Source organism: Rhodococcus artemisiae (assembly GCF_036327795.1).
GTDB classification, from domain to species: Bacteria; Actinomycetota; Actinomycetes; order Mycobacteriales; family Mycobacteriaceae; genus Rhodococcus; species Rhodococcus artemisiae.
On record NZ_JAUTXY010000015.1, the window covers coordinates 51,630 to 70,037 of the forward strand.

Sequence of the window (18,408 nt, forward strand, 5' to 3'; positions counted from 1 at the left end):
CGAATATTAGGACGGCCGGCGACACGCGTGCAGAACCCCCCGATAGAGCCATGATGGAGGGACGTACCTCTGCGTCGACAGGAGTTGGTCATGACGATTCGTCGAGTGGCCGTGGCCGGTGCCGGCATCGTGGGACTGTCCACCGCGTGGTTTCTGCAGGACCGAGGTGTGGCCGTCACCGTTGTCGACCGGACCGGCGTCGCAATGGATGCCACCGACCCGACCGGACACGAACGCGCGCCTGCATCGACCGGACGCGAACGCGCGCCTGCATCGACCGGACGCGAACGCGCGTCGTGGGGCAACGCCGGGTGGCTCACGCCCGCCCTGACCCTGCCCCTACCGGAGCCGTCGGTACTGAAATACGGGCTGCGCGCAATGTTCAACCCGTCGTCACCGGTGTACGTGCCGCCCACGCTCGACCCGAAGCTGATCCGCTTCCTCGCGGATTTCGCCCGGCACTGCACCACACGACATCAGATGGCGGCACTGGAAGTGTTCGCCCAGGTCAACAGGGTTGCACTGGGGGCATACGACGACCTGGCGGACGGCGGCGTTGCCGAGCAGACCCGCGACGCCGACCCCTTCCTCGCGGCGTTCACCGCGGAAACCGACCGCGACCACCTGCTCGAGGAATTCGACCACGTACGAGCAACGGGAGGCGAGGTCGACTACGAGGTCCTCGACGCCGAGGCCGTGCACTCGCTCGAACCCCTGCTCAGCGACAAGGTGCGCGCGGGAGTGAGGATCCGCGGTCAGCGATTCATCGATCCCCCGCGCTTCGTCGCCGCGCTCGCGGATACGGTGCGAGCACGCGGTGGTGAGATCGTCACCGGCTTCGACGTCAGCGAGGTGCGCGACCCGGGCAACGGCGTGGTGGACGTGATCTCCGCCGACGGAGACCACGTGTCCGTCGATGCGGTGGTCCTCGCGACCGGAGCGCGGCTGAATGCACTGGCCCACGACTTCGGGGTGCGCACCCTGGTTCAGGCCGGTCGCGGGTACAGCTTCAGCGTGGTGCCCGACGAACTTCCCAAGAACCCGGTGTATTTCCCTGTGCAGCGCGTGGCCTGCACTCCTCTGCACGATCGGTTCCGCATCGCCGGAATGATGGAGTTCCGCAGCCCCGACGCGCCCCTCGATCCGCGGCGGATCCGCGCGATCGTCGACACGACCCGCCCGCTGCTGCGCGACGTCGACTGGGACGACCGCAGCGAGGCATGGGTCGGGTCGAGACCGTGCACGGCCGACGGGCTGCCGCTGATCGGTGGCACCCGATCACCGCGGGTGTTCGTCGCGGGCGGTCACGGTATGTGGGGAGTCGCGCTCGGACCGCTGACGGGTCGGCTACTCGCGGGTGCGATGACCGGCCATACCGATCCGGTGCTACGGCATTTCGATCCGCTCCGTTGACGGACTCTGCTGCCGGCTCGCGAGACGTGCGTCCATGCCCTCGAGCCATGTGAGCGCCGCGCGTTCGTATGCGATTCCGAACTCGACGGTGGCAGCGGAGAAGTCCGGCAGGTCGTGGTGGGCCATGAGGTCTTCGTAACCGGCGAGCTGCTTCTCGTGTGCGGCCCGATAGTGCGCGAGGATCTCCGCGAGCCGTTCCGGACGCAGGTGGTCGGCGAAAGCGACGGTGAGGAGCAGCGGGTGCCGGATGTTCTCCGGTCCGGGGTCACGATCGATCCATTCGGCGAACGCCTGCCGGCCGGCGTCGGTGAGTGTGTAGGGCTTGCGGTCGCGCGGACCCTTCTCACCGGGCACGATCAGGCCGTCTCGTTCCATCGCGGTAAGTTCCCGATACACCTGGCTGGTAGTGAGCGACCAGAACTTGCCGATCCGCTCCTGCGCCGTGGTCACCAGGTCCCACCCCGTCATCGGACCCTCGTGCAGAAAACCCAGCAGCGACGCTGCGGTCGCGTTGAGCGGACGTCCGGCCATCACGCGCTCCCCTCATCCTGTCTCGAGCATCCTGTCTCGAGAAAACCGTTGACATTCCACTGTGTCATATCCATCATGGAAACAACGACGTTCCACAATGGAAGCTCATCAGGGCAGGAAATCTCCGCTGGAGGACCCCATGGCCACCGAGAACCCCTACATTCCCGACTCCGACAGGATCTCCGATTCCGAACGCGAGCGGTTCGTCGACGAACTTGCACAGCACGTCGGCAGCGGGCGCCTCACCATCGACGAGTTCGACACCCGTGCCTCCGCCGTCTACGCATCGACGACCGTCGCCGAGGCGCGCGCGCAGTTCACCGACCTTCCCCGGTCCACTCCTCCAGCGCCGACCACGGCACGCGCCCGTCGGCGGCTTCCCGTCCATCAGAGGATCGAGTGGACTGCGTGGCTCGGTGTGAGCGCGATCAACGTGCTGGTCTGGGCCTTGGTGTCACTCGGGACGGCATCGATGGTCTACCCGTGGCCGCTGTGGGTCATCGGACCGTGGGGCCTGGTACTCCTCGGCCGGACCGTGCTCGGAATCGAAGGAGGCGGATGCTCCTCGCGCGCACACGACGCACGACGAGAGGCCGCCCGGGCCGCAATGCTCGCCCGCCGGGAGGCGATGCGTGCCCACTCGATCGCGCACCGGGAGGCCATGCGCGCCCACTCGATCGCGCACCGGGGACAACTCCGCTGCGCACCGCTCCCACGCGCACGACCGCTCGCACCGCTCGCACCGCTCGCCTCGACCTCGCATCGGCGTTGGTAACTCCGTCCGCGAGGTAGCCGTCGGCTGTCACCCTCGTCTGCCATAGTCGGGCAACGACACCACGCGGGAGGCGGCGCCGATGTTTCTGCTCGACGATGTGCTGGTCTACAGCTCGCGCGATCTGGCCGATGCCGCTCAGTGCGAGTTCGCACTGCTCAGCACAGTCGACGCTGTCCTCGGTCGCGGGCCACGACCCAATGCCGTCGTCGATCCGATGCTCGACCGCACCGCCCGTCTCGGCAACGCCCACGAGCAACGCGTCCTGGACCGGTACCGCGACGAATTCGGCGACGGTGTCGTGCAGCTCGCCCGCCCCGACCACACCCGCGAGGGCTACGACGCTGCTGCCCGCGCCACGGTCGAGGCCGCCCGATCCGGTGCCGACGTGATCTACCAGGGCACGTTCTTCGACGGCCGGTTCGTGGGGTTCTGCGATTTCCTCGTCCGCAGCGGCGAGACGTACGCCGTATACGACACGAAATTGGCCCGCCATGCGCGAGTCGAGGCGCTGTTGCAGCTCGCCGCCTACGCCGATGCCCTCGCACACACCGGAATCCCGGTCGCGCCGCACGCACACCTGATCCTCGGCGACTGCACGATCGCGTCGTACCCCCTCGCCGACATCGCTCCCGTCTACTCGCAGCGCCGGCTGCATCTGCAGCGCCTGGTCGATGGCCATCACGACGCTGGAGTTCCCGTGGGCTGGGCCGACGCAGGGCACACCGCGTGCGGCCGCTGCAACACGTGCGAACCTCAGGTGGCGACCCATCGCGATCTGCTGCTGGTCGCGGGCATGCGGTCCATGCAGCGCGCCCGCCTGATCGCCGGCGGCATCACGACGATCGACGATCTCTGCACACGGGAGGAGCCCGTGCCGGGAATGTCTCACCGCACATACGCCGCACTGCGTGCACAAGCGCAGGTGCAGCTGCGGCAGGAGCAGACCGGCGAACCTGTCGTCGACGTCTACGAGCCGGGTTCCCTTGCCGCACTGCCCGACCCGGACGACGGAGACATCTTCTTCGACTTCGAGGGCGACCCGCTGTGGTGCGAGCACGGCGGCCCCGACTGGGGACTCGAGTACCTGTTCGGTGTGCTGGAAGGACACGGTTCGGGTCCGAGTGCGACCGATCCGACGTTCCGCCCGTTCTGGGCTCATACGCGCGCCGAGGAGCGACGCGCACTACTCGATTTCCTCGAGTACGTCGCGCAGCGCCGCCGAACGCACCCGAAGATGCACATCTACCACTACGCGCCGTACGAGAAGTCCGCACTGCTGCGCCTGGCGGGCCGGCACGGCGTGGGCGAGGAGCAGGTCGACGGCCTGCTCCGCGACGGCGTTCTGGTCGACCTGTATCCGATTGTGCGCGCTGCTCTTCGCGCCGGCGAGTCGTCGTACAGCATCAAGAAGCTCGAGCCGCTGTACATGCCGGCGCGGCAGGGTGAGGTGCCCGATGCCGGTGCGTCGATAGTCGCGTATGCGGACTACTGCGATCTCCGCGACGCCGAGCGGACCGAAGAAGCCGCAAAGCTACTCGACTCGATCGCGTCGTACAACGAGGACGACTGCGTGTCGACGTGGCAGCTGCGCAACTGGTTGCTCGACCGGGCCGCAGAGCACGGTGTCGCCACCACCGGGGTCACACACGAGGAGGCCGCACTCCCCCTCGAACCGCATCCCGCGGAGGTCACGCTCTGGGAGTTCGCGGGCGAGGCAACGGGCGAGCGCACCGACGACCAGCAGGCCGCAGCATTGATGGCGGCCTCGCTCGGCTACCACCGGCGGGAGCGGAAACCGTTCTGGTGGGCCCACTTCGACCGCCTGTCGAGTCCGGTGGACGAATGGGCCGACACCCGCGACACGCTCGTCGCGACCTCCGTCGCGGTCGAGGCCGACTGGCACCTGCCGCCGCGCAAGCGCAAGGCCCGGCGCCATCTGGCCGTCACGGGTGATTTCGACACCGGGAGCACGGTGCGCGCCGGCGATTCGGTGTTCCTGCTGTACGAAGCGCCGGCACCGGACGGACTGCCCGACGGTGGCCCGTGGACGCGGGCGTGGTCGGGCGGGAAGATCCTCGAACGCCGGTCCGGCAGCGATTTCCACGACGTGCTCGTGATCGAGGAGTTGCTGCAGACCGATGAGGAGTATTCGTTTCTGCCGATGGCGATCACGCCCGGTTCCCCGATCGGGGCGGCCAGTATCGAGAAGGCGATCGAATCGGCGGCGGGCGCCATGTGCGCGTCGCTGCCGGATCTACCGTCCACGGCCGCCGTCGACATCCTGCGAAGGACCCCGCCGCGCACCCGTTCCGGCGCGCTACCTCCGGTCGGCGACGGCGGGTTCCCCGCCGCGATCACCGCTGCTGTCCTCGACCTCGACGATTCGTACGTCGCCGTGCAGGGTCCGCCCGGCACCGGGAAGACGTACACGGGATCCCGCGTCGTCGCCGCACTCGTCCGCGAGCACGGCTGGCGGGTCGGGGTGGTCGCGCAGTCGCACTCCGTGGTCGAGAACATGCTCGACGGCATCGTCAAGGCGGGCGTGCCGGGCGAGGTCGTCGCGAAGGCCAAGGCAAGGACCGCCGAGCCGACATGGACACCCGCGAAGGACACCAAGGCCCTGACAGGATATCTGGACGGACTCCACGAGGGCTATGTCGTCGGCGGCACCGCATGGGATTTCACGAACACGAACTGCATCACGCCGGGCAGCCTGGATCTGCTGGTCATAGACGAGGCCGGGCAGTTCTGCCTGTCCAACACCGTCGCCGTCGCGACGAGTGCGCGGAACCTGTTGCTCCTGGGCGATCCTCAGCAGTTGCCTCAGGTCAGTCAAGGCACACACCCCGAACCCGCCGACGAGTCGGCCCTCGGCCGGCTCGCCGAAGGGCACGGCGCACTGCCCGCCGACCGGGGGTTCTTCCTGTCGCGCACCTGGCGCATGCATCCCGACCTGTGCGCGCGGGTGTCGGACCTGTCGTACGACGGGCGGCTGCTGTCCCAGTCCGACCACACCACGTCGCGCGCCCTCGACGGGCTCTCGCCCGGCGTGCACACGGTGACGGTCGAGCATTTCGGCAACGCGACGTGCTCGGTCGAGGAGAGCGACGAGGTGGTGCGCCGGGTGCAGGCACTGCTGGGCACCGGGTGGCTCGACAACGCAGAAACCGCACCAAGACCCATCGAGGAAAAGGATGTGCTCGTCGTCGCGCCGTACAACGCGCAGGTGGCGATGATCCGGTCCGGCCTGTCCGATGTCGGGTTGACCCGGGTGGATGTGGGCACGGTCGACAAATTCCAGGGTCGTGAGGCTCCGGTGGTGGTGATGTCGATGACGGCGTCGGCGATCGAGGACGTACCGCGCGGGATGTCGTTCCTGCTCTCGCGCAACCGGCTCAACGTCGCGCTCTCACGGGGACAGTGGTGTGCGATCGTCATCCGCTCGCGTGCATTGACGGATCATCTCCCGGCGACACCCGACGAACTCGTCGACCTCGGAGCGTTTCTGCGACTGACCTGGTGACCGCCACCACATCATCGGATAGGATCGACGCCGGATCTTTTTTGTAACCTCGAGTACCACACACTGAGCAGGAGTAGACATGTCCAAGACACTCGAAGCCACCATCGACGTCGCAGCAGACCCGACCCGGGTGTGGAGTGTGGTCTCGGATCTGCAGCGGATGGGCGAGTGGAGCCCTCAGTGCCGCAAGATGATCATCCGCGGCGGCAGCGTCGGCGCCGGAACGTCGACGATCAACATCAACCGCAAGGGCATCCTGGTGTGGCCCACCACATCCAAGGTCCTCACGTTCGAGCCCGGCCGCGAACTGCGCTTCCGTGTCAACGAGAACCGTTCGATCTGGTCGTTCGTCCTCGAACCCACCGAGACCGGTACCCGGATCGTGCAGCGCCGCGAGGCTCCCACCGGCACCAGCAAGGTCTCGCAGACCCTCATCAAGTACTTCCTCGGAGGTCAGGAGAACTTCGACGACGACATGGTCGTCGGCATGAATTCCACACTCGCCCGGATCAAGAACGAAGCCGAGGCACGCGCATCCGTCTGACCACGCACCTCTATACTCACGTACTCTCAGGTGTCCTGGGGGCGGCCCGGCCGGGCAACCCGATGAACGTGAGTGAAGAGGAGCCGTGGCACGTAAGCCCACACCCGCTGGAACACCACCGACCAGCGGTGCAGCACATGTCGTCGACCTGATCAAGAAAGCTGTTCCGCCGCTTCACCCGGGCGGGGTGCCGTTCGTCGCTGCACCCTTGGTCGTGGCTGCACTCGGGCGCAACCGCAAGTGGGTCCGCCGTGCCGGCCTCGCATCCGCCGCCGCGACCGCGACGTTCTTCCGGCACCCGCACCGGGTCCCGCCGAACCGGGTCGGCGTCGTCGTCGCACCCGCCGACGGTGAGGTCGCACTCGTCGACACGGCCGTGCCGCCCGCCGAACTCGGCCTCGGCACCGAGCCGCTCCCCCGCGTGAGCATCTTCCTGTCGGTGCTCGACGTACATGTGCAGCGCAGCCCCGTCGGCGGCACGGTCCGCAAGGTCGTGCACCAGCCCGGGAAGTTCCTCTCCGCCGATCTCTCCGATGCGAGCGAGGTCAACGAACGCACCAGCATGCTGCTCGAGATGCGCGACGGTGCTCTGGTCGGGGTGGTGCAGATCGCCGGTCTGCTGGCGCGACGCATCGTGTGCGACGCACAGGTGGGCGACACGCTTCCCATCGGCGACACGTACGGACTCATCCGCTTCGGCTCCCGAGTCGACACGTATCTGCCCGCAGGCAGCACGCTGCTCGTCGAGCGCGGTCAGCGCACGATCGGCGCCGAGACGGTCATTGCCGCGCTGCCGTCCGATCCGGTGCTGTGACTCCCCTCAAACCGAACGTCCCGGCAGGGGACGACAGCGGAGAGACTCGCAGTCGCCCGGCAGCGGTGCGCCTGCTTCCGAGCGTGATCACGATCCTCGCGCTGTCGGCAGGATTGTCGGCCGTCAAGTTCGCGCTCGACGGGGAGCTCGGCATCGCCCTCGGAATGATCGGGGCCGCGGCGATCCTCGACGCCCTCGACGGTCGCATCGCCCGTCTGCTCGACGCGACCAGCAAGATCGGCGCCGAACTCGACTCGCTGTCCGATGCCATCGCATTCGGTGTCGCACCCGCACTCGTGCTGTATGTCACGTTGCTCGACGGCAGCGCGTTGGGCTGGATCATCGCGTTGCTGTACGCGGTGAGCATCGTTCTGCGTCTGGCCCGCTTCAACACCCTGCTCGAGGACGACTCCATCCCCGCGTACGCCCGTGAATACTTCGTCGGTGTGCCGTCACCCGCCGGCGCCATCATCGCGTTGAGCCCGATCGCGGCGTACATCCAGTGGGGCGACGGATGGTGGACATCGTTTCCGCTCGTCGTGGCGTGGACGCTCTTCTCCGGTGGTCTGATCGTCAGCAGAATTCCCACCCTCGCCATGAAGTCCGTGTCGGTGCCGCCACGCCTCGCGATCGGCCTGCTCGCGCTCGTCGCAGCCGGCGCGGCAGCGCTCGTCACCTATCCGTTCGTCCTGATGCTGGCACTGGTGGGTGTGTACCTGCTGCACATCCCGTTCGCGATCCGGTCGCAGCGGTGGGTCGCCGCACGCCCCGCGACCTGGGACATCAAGCCCTCGGAACGACGGGCGATACGCGCCGAGACGCGGGCTCTGCTGCCCCGGCGCGCCGTCGGCCGGCGCATGCTCAACGCGACAGGACGTTCCTCGGCGCGCCTCGGGCTGCGTCGCCCGCGTGGACGCTGACCACAATCTAGGCTCGTTCGCGTGACCACCCCACAACTCGCGCTGACCGTCCGGCTCAACACTTCCGCGGCTGATGCCCGCCGCGGGGTCGTCCGTCTGCACCCGGAGGTACTCACCGCTCTCGGGCTCCGCGAATGGGATGCGATCGCGCTCACCGGGGCGCGACGCACCGCGGCCGTCGCTGGGCACGCACCCGCCGGTACTCCCACCGGGACGATCCTCCTCGACGACGTCACCCTCTCCAACACCGGACTACGCGAGAACGCCACCGTGGTCGTCGCACCCGTGACCGTGTACGGGGCACGCGCAGTGACGGTCTCCGGCTCGACCCTCGCCAGCAGCTCGATCCCCGACGCGACTCTGCGTCAGGCGCTGCTCGGCAAGGTCGTCGGCGTAGGCGACGCGGTGTCGCTACTGCCGCGCGACCTCGGTCCCGGCACCAGCAGCGCCGACACCACGCGTGCGCTGTCGCGGACCTTCGGTATCGCGTGGACGACAGAATTGCTCACCGTCGCGGCCGTCGATCCGTCCGGGCCGGTCAGCATCCAGCCGAACACCGCGGTGTCCTGGAGCACAGGGACCATCACCGGCACTCGACCTGGCCCTGTCGCACCGTCGATCACCGCACCGTTCTCCCAGAACACACCCGAGACGGAGACGCAGCGGCCGTCGGCGCCCCCCGTCGAAGATCTCGTCGGTCTGCAGGCGCAGGTCGGCAAGCTCTCCGAATGGCTCAAGCTCGCCCTCGACGAGCCGGAACTGCTGCGCACCCTCGGCGCGTCCCCCCACCTCGGTGTGATGGTGACCGGGCCCGCAGGGGTCGGTAAGACCACGTTCGCGCGGGCGGTGCTCGCGAACCGCCGTGTCGTCGAAGTCGACGGCCCGAGTATCGGCGCACTCGCTGCAGAGGATCGGCTGGCGCGGATCAACGCGGCCGTCGACGCGGTGCGGAGCGGGGGCGTACTGCTCGTCACCGATGTGGACACCGTCCTGCCCGCCGACGCGGAGCCGGTGGCGACGCTCATCCTCGAACGACTCCACCGCGCGATCGAAACCGACGGTGTGGCTCTGGTCGCGACTTCCGCCACGCCGGACAGCGTCGATCCGCGGGTGCGGACACCCGAGATCTGCGACCGCGAGTTGTCGCTGCCGCTTCCCGACGGCGCCACCCGCCGCGCCCAGCTCGAGGTGCTGTTGAGATCGGTGCCGTCCACCGGCCTCGACCTCGATGCGATCGCCGAACGCACTCCTGGCTTCGTGGTCGCCGACCTGGCCGCGCTGTGCCGCGAGGCCGCACTGCGGGCAGCGTCTCGCGCGAGCCGCGACACCGACGAACCGAAGCTGACGCAGGACGACCTCGTCGGCGCGCTCGAGGTGATCCGGCCGCTGTCCCGTTCCGGATCCGAGGAACTGGCGATAGGCAGCGTGAGCCTCGACGACGTGGGCGACATGGTCGAGACGAAACAGGCACTGACCGAGGCCGTGCTGTGGCCACTGCAGCATCCCGACTCGTTCGCACGACTGGGTGTCGATCCGCCTCGCGGGGTGCTGTTGTACGGCCCGCCCGGCTGCGGCAAGACGTTCCTCGTGCGCGCACTGGCGAGCACCGGCCGTCTCAGCGTGCACGCAGTCAAGGGCGCCGAGCTGATGGACAAATGGGTCGGCGCGTCGGAGAAGGCGGTGCGAGAACTGTTCCAGCGCGCACGCGACTCCGCGCCCTCGCTCGTATTCCTCGACGAGATCGACGCCCTGGTGCCACGCCGTGGACAGAGTTCGGACTCCGGTGTCTCCGATCGGGTCGTGGCGTCGTTGCTGACCGAACTCGACGGTGTCGAGCCCTTGCGCGACGTCGTGGTGGTCGGGGCGACCAACCGCCCCGACCTGATCGATCCGGCGCTGCTGCGCCCCGGGCGGCTCGAGCGGCTCGTGTTCGTGCCGCCGCCGGACGCCGAGGCGCGCGCCGCGATCCTGAAGACCGCCGGCCGGTCGGTGCCGTTGGACGACGACGTCGACCTCGACGCACTCGCCGAGGAACTCGACGGGTACTCGGCGGCGGACTGCGCCGCGGTGCTCCGCGAGGCTGCGCTGGCCGCGATGCGGCGACGGGTCGATGCGGCCGCGGTGACCTCCGAGGACGTCGTCGCGGCCCGCGAGGCCGTCCGGCCGTCGCTCGATCCCGTCCAGGTCGAGCATCTGCGGGCGTACGCGGACGGACGCTGACATGTCGCCGACCTCGACGTCCGTCCGGGCGACTGCACCGGCCGCGCTCGCTGCGGCGGCATGTGCCTCCGCGGTCGCAGTGTTCGTCCTGATGGTCGGTGAGACGGCACTCCCGACGGGCACCCGCAGCGACTTCTCACCGATGATCACGGCGGTCTTGGCCGTGGTGTCGGTGGTGGGTCTGCAACGGTCTGGTTCACCGCGGACGGCATGGTCGTTGGGTGCCGGCGCTGTCCTCGTGCTGGGCTCCATCCGGTACCTGGTACCTGCGGGGGCCTCGGCCGACACTCTCACCACGGTCGGGCTGGTCACCTCCGGGACCACCGGAGTACTGCTCGGAGCGGCGGTCGCCGGAGCATGGACGGTGTCGAACGGACCGTGGGCACTGCTCACGGGTGCGTGGTCTGCGTTCCTCACAGCCGCGGCGGTCGGTGTGCAGGTACCGGTGGATCCGGTGCAATGGACGATCACCCAGTGGCTGCTGGCGCTCGCGCTGGTGGCGCTCGTCGCGGCGGCACTGACCGCCACGCCCGGTGGCCGTACGCAGGGATTCGACGCCCGGCTACTCATGGTCACCGCGCTCGCTGCGGGCGTGCTGACCGTCGGTTACCGGCTGCTCGGCGAACTGGTGACCTCCGAGGCCGGGTCCGGTGGAGCACGGATGTGGTTCGCCGCGGTAGGTGCTCTCGTGGTCATGGTGATCGGCGCCGAGGTCACCGCCCGCGTCGTGCCCCCGGGAGACGACCGGTTCGTGCTGGCGGTCGTCGGCGCGGTGGCCGCGGTGTATCCGGTGATGCTCGAGTTGTTCGGCAGCGGGCAGTGGTGGCTGCCGCTGCTCGTGGTCGCGGCCGCCGCCCTCGGCGTGTGCTGTACCCCGTACGTTCCGTACGCGGCCGCCGGGCTCGTCGTGGCACTGGCAGTGTCCACCGCTGCGGTGCTGTGGCCGCAGTTCGCCGAGAACGTGCCCCTGCCGGTTCGACTGGCGCTCATCGCAGCGGGAACCGGGCTGGCGCTCGCGTCGTCGCTGCCCGGGTCGGCGGCCGTCGCCGCCCTGGGTCTGTCGCTCCCGGTGCCGCTGACCGCGATCGTCGGAGCTCTCTGGCTGCTGCCGGCAGACACCGTGTGGACAGCGCTCGCACTCGCTGCAACGGGTGCCGTGTGCGCCTGGCAAGTGCGCTGAGCCACACCTTTTACGCGCGCAACCCCCGATTCGCAAGGGTGCGAAGCCTCTCGTTACTATGGGTGCATTCCGATTTGCCCATTAACGGCGAACGGCGCGCATGTCGGGGCGTCCCGCGTTTCGGCTCTTGTGTCGAACGCATTGACAATTCTGCAACGGTCATCGCCGCTGCAGACTGCTGAGAACAGAACAGTTTCACGCCGCCGACCGGCCCGACCCCGACGGAGTGCCTTTTGCTCGCCATACTCATCGCTCACGCGGTCGCCGCGATCCTGGCACCGCCGCTGGTCAGAGTCATGGGGAGAAATGCATTCCTGCCATTGGCGCTCGTCCCGCTGGCGAGCCTCGGCTGGGTCATCGCGAACTGGGGCACCGAGCAGACACTGAACATCCAGTGGGCCTCTGCAGTGTCGATGGATCTCGACATGCGGTTCGATTCGCTCTCCGCCGTCATGTGCCTGCTGGTGCTCGGTATCGGCTCACTGATTCTGCTCTACTGCGCGCGCTACTTCCAGGACGACGAGCCTCGTCTGGGAATCTTCGCAGCGGAGATGGTGGCATTCGCCGGCGCAATGTTCGGCCTGGTCACCAGCGACAACATGCTGGTGCTCTACACCTTCTGGGAATTGACGACGGTCCTGTCGTTCCTCTTGGTCGGCCACTATGCCGAACGTGCATCGAGTCGCCGCGCCGCGACACAGGCACTGCTCGTGACCACGGCCGGTGGTCTCGCGATGCTCGTCGGCATCATCATCCTCGGCCAGCTCGTGGGCAGCTACAACCTGTCCGCGGTGATCGAGGCCGCGCCCGACGGCTGGCTGCCCGCTGTCGCCATCGTGCTGGTGCTCATCGGCGCACTGTCGAAGTCCGCGGTGGTGCCACTGCACTTCTGGCTTCCCGGCGCGATGGCTGCCCCGACTCCTGTCTCCGGTTATCTGCACGCCGCCGCGATGGTGAAAGCGGGTATATATCTGGTCGCACGTTTGGCACCCGCCTTCGCCGACGTGGCGCCGTGGCGCCCGATCGTGATCACCCTTGGCCTCGCCTCGATGATCCTGGGCGGCTGGCGCGCCTTCCGTGCGTTCGACCTCAAGCTGATCCTCGCGTTCGGCACCGTCAGTCAGCTCGGGTTCCTCACGGCGCTTGTCGGCATCGGCAGTCGTGAAGCCGCACTGGCCGGACTGACGATGGTGATCGCGCACGCCATGTTCAAGGCATGTCTGTTCATGGTGGTCGGAATCATCGACCATTCGACGGGCACCCGTGACATCCGCAAGCTCGCACACCTCGGGCTGAGAACCCCGATCCTGGCGGTGATGGCGGCCTTGGCCGCGGCGAGTATGGCCGGGCTACCACCGTTCATCGGTTTCGTCGGCAAGGAAGCCGCGCTCGAAGCAGCACTGGTCGCCGAAGTACTTCCGGACTGGGCGCGCATCGCCACGGTCGCGGGAATGGTGCTCGGTTCGATCCTCACCCTCGCCTACAGCATCCGGTTCATCTGGGGGGCCTTCGGTCGCAAGCAGCTCAAGCGGCCCAGCCCGGCGGTACAGGACCTTCACGCGCCCGGCTGGTTGCTGCTGTCGGCACCGTCGCTGCTCGCGGTCGCCGGCCTCGCGGCCGGATTCGCAGCGCCCTGGGTCGACACCCTCGTCGCGCCCTACGCCGACACACTGCCGGCCTCGCTGGCCAAGCCCTACCACCTCGCGTTGTACCACGGGTTGACGTTGCCACTTGCCCTGACCGCCGTGGTGATCGTGGCCGGAATCAGCCTGTATCTCGCCCACCGCACAGTCGCACGATTCCGGTTCGAGCACCCGCCGCTCGGCAACGCCGACCGCATCTACGACGCGACGCTGCGTGGCATGGACACCGTGTCGACGAGGTTGACGAGTTTCATCCAGCGAGGCTCGCTGCCGCTGACCCAGGCCACGATCCTCATCACCCTGGTGGTTCTTCCCTCTGTGCTGCTACTCACCTTCGGGGCCAGGGACACACCGGAAGTGCGCGCGTGGGACACCCCGTGGCAGTTCACCGTCGGCGTGATCATGATCGGCACAGGACTGGCCGCGACGGTGATGCGGAACCGACTCGCCAGCGTCCTGATGGTCGGTGTCACCGGCTACGGCCTCGGTGTCCTGTTCGCCCTGCAGGGAGCCCCCGACCTGGCGCTGACGCAGTTCCTGGTCGAGACCGTCACACTGGTGATGTTCGTGCTGGTGCTGCGCAAACTGCCTCCCGAGAGCGATCGACAAGCCGAGATCGGCAAGCGCGGTCCTCGGGCCCTGCTCGGTGCCGCGGTGGGTTCGGTGGTGACCGTCGTCGGAGCGTTCGCTGTGGCTGCTCGCACCGCCGAGCCGATCTCACTGCAACTTCCGGAGCTTGCGTACGAACTCGGCCACGGCAAGAACGTGGTGAACGTGCTGCTCGTCGATATTCGCGCCTGGGACACTCTCGGCGAGATCTCGGTGCTGCTCGTCGCCGCGACCGGTGTGGCCAGCCTGGTATTCCGTACACGCCGCTTCGGGACCGCACCGCGCGTTGCCGACGCACCCGCTGCCCAGCTCGACGCGGCCGGGGCGAACTCCGAGATCACGTGGCTGCGCGGCGGTGATCTCATCGATCCGCGCTACCGGTCGCTGATCCTGGAGGTCACCACCCGACTGGTGTTCCCCACGATGATGGTGCTGTCGGTGTACTTCTTCTTCGCCGGTCACAACGCCCCGGGTGGCGGCTTCTCCGGAGGTCTCGTCGCCGGGTTGGCGCTGGTCCTGCGTTATCTGGCCGGTGGACGCTACGAACTCGGAGAGGCGGTTCCCATCGACGCCGGCAAAATCCTCGGACTCGGCCTGACCTTCGCCGCCGGTACCGGACTGTTCTCGCTGTTCCTCGGCGCGCCCGTGCTCTCGTCCGCGGTCCTCGAAGTGACGCTGCCACTGATCGGCGACATCAAACTCGTCACCGCGCTGTTCTTCGACCTCGGTGTGTATCTGATCGTGGTCGGCCTGATCCTCGATGTGCTCCGGAGTCTCGGCGCCCGGCTCGACGCCGAGGTCGTGGGTGAGCGCCGATGACCACGAATCTCACTTTGGTTGCCATCGTCGGTGTGCTGGTCGCCTGCGGTGTGTACCTCCTGCTCGAGCGAAGCATCATCAAGATGCTGCTCGGCCTGCTGTTGATCGGCAACGGCGTCAATCTGCTGATCGTCACGCTCAGCGGCCCGGCCGGGGACCCCCCCGTCATCGGGGCCGACAACGTGAGACAAGAAGGCATGGCCGACCCGCTCGCGCAGGCCATGGTGCTCACGTCGATCGTGATCACGATGGGTGTCGCTGCGTTCGTGCTCGCACTGACCTACCGTTCGTACACGTTCCGTGCACGTGACGAGGTCGAGAACGACCCCGAGGACACGATGGTGTCGCAGCGGCGGACCCTCGCCGATGCACCCGGTCGCGACCGCTCCGACGACCCCGTCACCGGCGAACCGAGCAAGAGCGGCGACGCGTTCGACGCCGAAGGCAATCCGATCCCGCTCGAGGCACTCACCAACATCGAGGACCTCGAGGTCTACGAGGATCTGCACGACGGCGATTTCGACGACCCCACAGACTCCGCCTACAGCGATCCGCGCAACCCCGGCAGCGGAACCCCGCGGCTCGCGCCGAAGAAAGAAGTCGAGAGGAAAGCGCAGGACGAAGACAGCGTCGGCGAAGACGAGCGCAAGACCGAGGACGACGGTAAGGAGGACGACCGATGACCTTGGACACCGCCTTCCTCATCCCGCTGCCGATTCTCGTTCCGCTACTTGCTGCCGCGGTCACCCTGATCCTGGGCCGACGCCCACGCGCTCAGCGGTTCGTCACCGTCGTCGCGCTGGTCGCGTCACTCGCGGTCGCAGTCGCGCTGCTGTACTTCGCCGACCAGGACGGCATCGAGGTCGTGCAGGTCGGTGGATGGGACGCACCGTTCGGCATCTCGCTGGTGGCCGATCGACTCGCTGCCCTGATGCTCGTGATCGCAGCAATCGTGTTGCTGTCCGTCATGTTGTTCGCCGTCGGCCAGGGTATTCACGACGGCAACGAGCAGCAGCCGGTGTCGATCTTCCTGCCGACCTATCTCGCGCTCACCGCGGGCCTGAACATCGCGTTCCTCGCGGGCGACCTGTTCAACATGTTCGTCGGATTCGAGGTGCTCCTCGCAGCGTCGTTCGTGTTGCTGACGCTGGGGGCGAGCGCCGACCGCGTCCGCGCCGGGATCTCGTACGTCATGGTCTCGATGGTGTCGTCGATGGTCTTCCTGATGGGCATGGCCTTCGCCTACGCCGCGACGGGAACGTTGAACCTGGCACAGATGGCGTTGCGGATGGACGACGTGGCTTCCGGGACTCGCACCGCGATCTTCGGTGTGCTGCTGGTGGCCTTCGGCATCAAAGCCGCGATCTTCCCGTTGTCGTCGTGGCTGCCCGACTCCTACCCCACCGCCCCCGCCCCCGTCACCGCGGTCTTCGCGGGCCTGCTCACCAAGGTGGGTGTGTACGCGATCATCCGTGCGCACACCCTGATCTTCCCGCAGGGTGAGCTCGACAACGTCCTGCTCGTCGCCGGTCTACTCACGATGGTCATCGGTATCCTCGGTGCGATCGCGCAGAACGACATCAAACGTCTACTGTCGTTCACCCTTGTCAGCCACATCGGCTACATGGTGTTCGGTATCGCATTGTCGAATCAGGCCGGGCTCGGCGGTGCGGTCTTCTACGTGGCGCACCACATTCTCGTCCAGACCACGCTGTTCCTGGTGGTGGGTCTGATCGAACGGCAGGCCGGATCGGCGTCGCTTCGTCGACTCGGCTCCCTGGCGGTGACGAGCCCGCTCCTGGCCATCCTGTTCCTCGTCCCTGCCCTCAATCTCGGGGGCATTCCACCGTTCTCCGGTTTCATCGGCAAGGTTGCACTGCTGCAGGCCGGCGCCGAGGACGGATCGGTTCTCGCCTGGATCCTCGTTGCCGGCGGCACTCTCACCAGCCTGCTGACGTTGTACGCGGTGGCCCGGGTCTGGTCCAAGGCATTCTGGCGTGCCCGCGCCGACGCACCCGAAGGCGAGCTCGCCGACATAGGACCGTCGGCATTGATCGACGAATCCGAAGCCGACATCGCGTTCGAAGAGCGGGCCGATGTGGGGAAGATGCCTCCCGGCATGCTGATCCCCACCATCGCGCTCGTGGTGATCGGGGTCGGACTGACCGTGTTCGCAGGTCCGCTTCTGGACATCAGCGGCCGCGCCGCCGAGAATCTGCGTGACCGCTCGGTGTACATCGAGGCCGTGTTGGGAGAAACACCATGATCAAACGCGGCAACCTTCTGCGTGTATCCGTGATCCTCTGGATGGCGTTCGTGTGGGTGATGCTGTGGGGCACCCTCAGCATCGCCAACGTCATCGGCGGGCTCCTCGTCGCGGGATTCCTCGCTGTACTGCTGCCGCTGCCGAAGGTTCCGGTGGAAGGTCGCGCTCACCTGCTGTCGGCGCTGCGGCTCGGGGTCTACATCTTCTTCGAGTCGATCAAGTCGACGATCTCGGTCGCGTGGCTGGCGATCCGGCCCGCAGCACCTCCGGTCACCGGCGTACTGCGGTGCCGACTGACGATCAAGTCCGATCTTGTGCTCACCCTGTGGACGGACATCATGAACAACATCCCGGGCACGATGGTGCTCGAGATCGACCAGGTTCGGCGGATCATGTATGTGCACGTGCTGGATGTCAGCACCGACAAGGCCGTTGCCGATTTCTACCGCTCGGCGCGGTTGATCGAACGTCTTCTCATCGACACATTCGAACGGGACTCGGAGTGGCAGCCCAGTCCGTGGAGAAGCGGGACGGAGGAAGCGATATGACCATCATTCTCGTGGTGTCGGGCGTTCTGCTGTTCGTTTCCGCCCTCCTGATCGGCTATCGGGTTCTCGCCGGGCCCAACTCGCTCGACCGCCTCGTCGGAGTCGATGCCCTACTGGCCATTGCCATCTGCGGACTGACGATCTGGATGGTGTACACGCGCGACACCACCCTCGCGCCGGGCGTGGTGGCACTGACGCTCGTCGGTTTCATCGGATCGGTCTCGGTCGCACGATTCCGGGTGCGTGACGAAGAATGAGCCACTTCTTCGACGTCGTCGGGCACGTCTTCATCCTCATCGGGTCGGTCATCTCGCTCACCGCGGCGATCGGCGTCGTCCGCTTCCGCGACCTGCTCTCCCGCATGCACCCTGCAACGAAGCCTCAGGTCATCGGTCTGCTGTTCGTACTCGGCGGGGCGATGCTGAACCTGTGGGGCTCGTTCGACGTGTGGATGCTGGCGTTGGCGGGCATGTTCATGGTGCTCACCGCGCCTGTGATCGCACACCGTGTGGGCCGCATCGCCTACCGGGAACAGCTCGGCCGTGACGGACTGCTCGACGACGAGGACTTCCCCCAGTACCGGGCTTAGACGTGTGCCGTCCC

15 protein-coding genes are annotated in these 18,408 nt (G+C 67.4%); 14 read left to right on the plus strand and 1 reads right to left on the minus strand.

Features of this window, described 5'->3' with window-relative positions; all coding sequences use genetic code 11:
- Positions 1-90 precede the first annotated feature (90 nt).
- The gene (locus Q7514_RS25625; protein ID WP_330136087.1) at positions 91-1,413 is read left to right on the plus strand and encodes an NAD(P)/FAD-dependent oxidoreductase; all 1,323 of its coding nucleotides are present in this window, start codon (positions 91-93) and stop codon (positions 1,411-1,413) included.
- On the opposite strand, the gene Q7514_RS25630 is transcribed toward Q7514_RS25625, so the two are convergent.
- The gene (locus Q7514_RS25630; RefSeq protein ID WP_330136088.1) at positions 1,387-1,944 is read right to left on the minus strand and encodes a PadR family transcriptional regulator; all 558 of its coding nucleotides are present in this window, start codon (positions 1,942-1,944) and stop codon (positions 1,387-1,389) included. The genes Q7514_RS25625 and Q7514_RS25630 overlap by 27 nt on opposite strands.
- Positions 1,945-2,083: 139 nt before the next feature.
- Between Q7514_RS25630 and Q7514_RS25635 the strand changes: the two genes are divergently transcribed.
- The 13 genes from Q7514_RS25635 to mnhG all read left to right on the plus strand — a co-directional run bounded on the left by Q7514_RS25635 (position 2,084) and on the right by mnhG (position 18,394).
- The gene (locus Q7514_RS25635) at positions 2,084-2,719 is read left to right on the plus strand and encodes a DUF1707 SHOCT-like domain-containing protein (protein ID WP_330136089.1); all 636 of its coding nucleotides are present in this window, start codon (positions 2,084-2,086) and stop codon (positions 2,717-2,719) included.
- 79 nt (positions 2,720-2,798) lie between these two features.
- Positions 2,799-6,242 carry a TM0106 family RecB-like putative nuclease gene (locus Q7514_RS25640; RefSeq protein ID WP_330136090.1) on the plus strand — a complete coding sequence of 1,148 codons (3,444 nt, stop codon included), beginning with the start codon at positions 2,799-2,801 and terminating at the stop codon, positions 6,240-6,242.
- Between the two features lie 79 nt (positions 6,243-6,321).
- Positions 6,322-6,786, plus strand: a complete 465-nt coding sequence (locus Q7514_RS25645; RefSeq protein ID WP_330136091.1) for an SRPBCC family protein — start codon at positions 6,322-6,324, stop codon at positions 6,784-6,786.
- An 85-nt stretch (positions 6,787-6,871) separates the two neighbouring features.
- Complete coding sequence (locus tag Q7514_RS25650) at positions 6,872-7,600, plus strand: phosphatidylserine decarboxylase (protein ID WP_330136092.1); 729 nt, start codon at positions 6,872-6,874, stop codon at positions 7,598-7,600.
- 65 nt (positions 7,601-7,665) lie between these two features.
- On the plus strand, positions 7,666-8,520 hold the full coding sequence (locus Q7514_RS25655) for a CDP-alcohol phosphatidyltransferase family protein (RefSeq protein WP_330136211.1): 855 nt from the start codon (positions 7,666-7,668) through the stop codon (positions 8,518-8,520).
- 21 nt (positions 8,521-8,541) lie between these two features.
- Complete coding sequence (locus Q7514_RS25660; RefSeq protein WP_330136093.1) at positions 8,542-10,740, plus strand: AAA family ATPase; 2,199 nt, start codon at positions 8,542-8,544, stop codon at positions 10,738-10,740.
- A gap of 1 nt (position 10,741) precedes the next feature.
- Positions 10,742-11,920: a hypothetical protein gene (locus tag Q7514_RS25665; RefSeq protein WP_330136094.1), complete on the plus strand. Its 1,179-nt coding sequence runs from the start codon at positions 10,742-10,744 to the stop codon at positions 11,918-11,920.
- Between the two features lie 233 nt (positions 11,921-12,153).
- Entirely contained in the window at positions 12,154-14,991 is a 2,838-nt protein-coding gene (locus Q7514_RS25670) for a Na+/H+ antiporter subunit A (protein ID WP_330136095.1), read from the plus strand.
- Entirely contained in the window at positions 14,988-15,674 is a 687-nt protein-coding gene (locus tag Q7514_RS25675) for a Na(+)/H(+) antiporter subunit C (RefSeq protein WP_330136096.1), read from the plus strand. Before Q7514_RS25670 ends, Q7514_RS25675 begins: the two co-directional genes overlap by 4 nt.
- Entirely contained in the window at positions 15,671-17,257 is a 1,587-nt protein-coding gene (locus tag Q7514_RS25680; protein ID WP_330136097.1) for a Na+/H+ antiporter subunit D, read from the plus strand. Before Q7514_RS25675 ends, Q7514_RS25680 begins: the two co-directional genes overlap by 4 nt.
- The gene (locus tag Q7514_RS25685; protein ID WP_330136212.1) at positions 17,257-17,805 is read left to right on the plus strand and encodes a Na+/H+ antiporter subunit E; all 549 of its coding nucleotides are present in this window, start codon (positions 17,257-17,259) and stop codon (positions 17,803-17,805) included. The genes Q7514_RS25680 and Q7514_RS25685 overlap by 1 nt, the downstream gene beginning before the upstream one ends.
- A complete protein-coding gene (locus Q7514_RS25690) occupies positions 17,802-18,062 on the plus strand; it encodes a monovalent cation/H+ antiporter complex subunit F (RefSeq protein ID WP_054716316.1) in 261 nt (86 codons plus the stop codon). Before Q7514_RS25685 ends, Q7514_RS25690 begins: the two co-directional genes overlap by 4 nt.
- Positions 18,059-18,394, plus strand: a complete 336-nt coding sequence (gene mnhG / locus Q7514_RS25695; protein ID WP_054716313.1) for a monovalent cation/H(+) antiporter subunit G — start codon at positions 18,059-18,061, stop codon at positions 18,392-18,394. The genes Q7514_RS25690 and mnhG overlap by 4 nt, the downstream gene beginning before the upstream one ends.
- Positions 18,395-18,408: the final 14 nt, after the last annotated feature.

Bases quoted from the DNA above. Each gene is read 5' to 3' on its own strand.
- Q7514_RS25625 (WP_330136087.1), top strand. From the start codon at position 91: ATGACGATTCGTCGAGTGGCCGTGGCCGGTGCCGGCATCGTGGGACTG.
- Q7514_RS25630 (WP_330136088.1), bottom strand. From the start codon at position 1,944: ATGGCCGGACGTCCGCTCAACGCGACCGCAGCGTCGCTGCTGGGTTTT.
- Q7514_RS25635 (WP_330136089.1), top strand. From the start codon at position 2,084: ATGGCCACCGAGAACCCCTACATTCCCGACTCCGACAGGATCTCCGAT.
- Q7514_RS25640 (WP_330136090.1), top strand. From the start codon at position 2,799: ATGTTTCTGCTCGACGATGTGCTGGTCTACAGCTCGCGCGATCTGGCC.
- Q7514_RS25645 (WP_330136091.1), top strand. From the start codon at position 6,322: ATGTCCAAGACACTCGAAGCCACCATCGACGTCGCAGCAGACCCGACC.
- Q7514_RS25665 (WP_330136094.1), top strand. From the start codon at position 10,742: ATGTCGCCGACCTCGACGTCCGTCCGGGCGACTGCACCGGCCGCGCTC.
- Q7514_RS25675 (WP_330136096.1), top strand. From the start codon at position 14,988: ATGACCACGAATCTCACTTTGGTTGCCATCGTCGGTGTGCTGGTCGCC.
- Q7514_RS25680 (WP_330136097.1), top strand. From the start codon at position 15,671: ATGACCTTGGACACCGCCTTCCTCATCCCGCTGCCGATTCTCGTTCCG.
- Q7514_RS25690 (WP_054716316.1), top strand. From the start codon at position 17,802: ATGACCATCATTCTCGTGGTGTCGGGCGTTCTGCTGTTCGTTTCCGCC.
- mnhG (WP_054716313.1), top strand. From the start codon at position 18,059: ATGAGCCACTTCTTCGACGTCGTCGGGCACGTCTTCATCCTCATCGGG.